Genomic DNA, 1,905 nt, shown 5'->3' with positions numbered 1-1,905 from the left:
GTGGAGGGCGTAGTAGGCGGTGAGCCACGCGATGGGCGTGGTGGCGGCCTGGGCGAAGGACCAGCCCGCAGGCACCTTCGCCAGCAGGCGCTGCTCCGTCACCGCCGAAGGCCCCGCGGCCCCCTGGAAGACGCCCATGACCCGGTCGCCGGGAGCGAACGCGGTGACCTCCGCCCCGACTTCGCTGACCCGCCCGGCAGCCTCGCTTCCGACAGCCGCCTGCCCCGGATACATCCCCAGGGTGATCAGGATGTCCCGGAAGTTCAGCCCGGCGGCCCGCACGTCGATACGGACTTCGGTCGGCCCGAGGGGGGCGTCGGCAGCCGAGTCGGGCAGCAGGGCGAGATTCTCCACCGTCCCGGAAGCGGTGACGTCGAGACGCCAGCCGCCTGCCTCCCTCGCAGGTGGGGCGAGCGGGGCCTTCCGCCTCGCGGCCAGCCGGGGCACGTACACCTCGCCACCACGGACCACGGCCAGGGACTCTTCCGCGGGCAGTGCGAGCAACACGTCCTCGGACACCGCCTCGTCGGTGTCGACGAGCCGTATGCGCCCCGGATGTTCTGACTGGGCCGTCCTGACCAGACCCCACACCGCCGCCGCCGACAGGTCTGTGATCGGGGAACCCGGTCCCACACCGACCGCGCCGTGTGTCACCAGTACCAGTCGCCTGCTGCCCAGTTCCTCGGTGGTCAGGAAGGACTGGAGAAAGGCGAGAACCTGGTGGCTCAGGGCGCGCACCGTTTCACCGGACGCCGTGTCCAGCACGCTGTCCGGTGCGGTGCCCCGAAGACCGGCGAGGTCCGCGACGACCGTGCGGCAGTCCACGTCACCGGTGGCCAGCGCTGCCGTGAGCGCTGCCAGGTCCGGAAAGCCGCCGTCGCCGACGCGTGCCCACTCGTCCGCCGGGGAGCCGCCGCCCCCGGTGGGAACAGCGGGCGCGGCCCCCACCGCCTGCCATTCCAGCCGGTAAAGGGAGTCGTCGACCTGCGCGGCACGGAGTTTCGCCGGGTCCAGCGGGCGGACGGTGAGGGCGTCGACCGACAGCACGGGCACGTCATGGCCGTCGGTGAGGAGCAGGGACAGCGTGTCCGGTCCGGTGAGCCGCATGCGCGCCCGCAACTCGGTGGGGCCCTCACCACTGTGCCGGACCACCCGGTCCCAGGAGAACGGCAGGCGCAGCTGAGCATCGGCGGCCGCGCTGTTCCGGGCGGCGATCAGCGCATGGAAGGCCGAGTCCAGGAGAGCCGGATGTACACCAAAACCCTCGGTGACCAGATCGCCGGGGAGAGACATCTCGGCACAGATCTCACCGTCGGCCGTCTGCCAGGCTGCGGTGAGCCCCTGGAAGGCCGGGCCGTACTGGTATCCGTGCTCGGTGGCCGACTCGTAGAAGTCGTGGACATCGAGGGGCCTCGCCTCGGCGGGCGGCCATGTGTTCCCCGTCCTGGCGGGGAGCACGGCATCGTGCGCGGCCACCACGCCGGATGCGTGCCGCGTCCAGGGGGCGTCCTCCTCGTCCGCCGGCCGGGTGTGCAGCGATACCGGACGCCGCCCCTCCTCGTCAGCGGCGTCCACCAGGACCTGCAGCTGCAGCGCACCCTGCTCGGGGAGGACGACCGGGGCCTCCAGCGTCAACTCCTCGACCATCCCCAGGCCGAGGTGGTGGGCCGCGTGCAGGGCGAGGTCCACCTGCGCGGTGCCGGGCAGGATGACGGTGCCGGCGACGGCGTGATCGGCGAGCCACGGCTGGGCGGTGAGACCCAACTGCCCCGTGAAGATGACCTTGTCGTCCGAGGCCGACTCGACCACCGCCGCGAGGAAGGGGTGCGTCACCGCGCGGAGCCCCAGGGCGAAGGGATCGCCCACGGGCGAGCCCATGTCGAGCCAGTAGGTCTGGTGTTGGAA

1 protein-coding gene is annotated in these 1,905 nt (G+C 72.1%); it reads right to left on the bottom strand.

Translation table 11 applies throughout. The annotated features are described in order from the left end of the window. The coding region (locus VT52_RS34950) for a polyketide synthase dehydratase domain-containing protein (protein ID WP_167377787.1) at positions 1-1,905 on the bottom strand (1,905 nt) is incomplete at both ends.

Origin of the sequence: Streptomyces malaysiense (genome assembly GCF_000980885.2) — a bacterium.
In the GTDB taxonomy this organism is placed as follows: Bacteria; Actinomycetota; Actinomycetes; order Streptomycetales; family Streptomycetaceae; genus Streptomyces; species Streptomyces malaysiense.
Note: the sequence above shows the minus strand (reverse complement) of the source record. Positions and strands in the feature narration are given on the sequence as shown.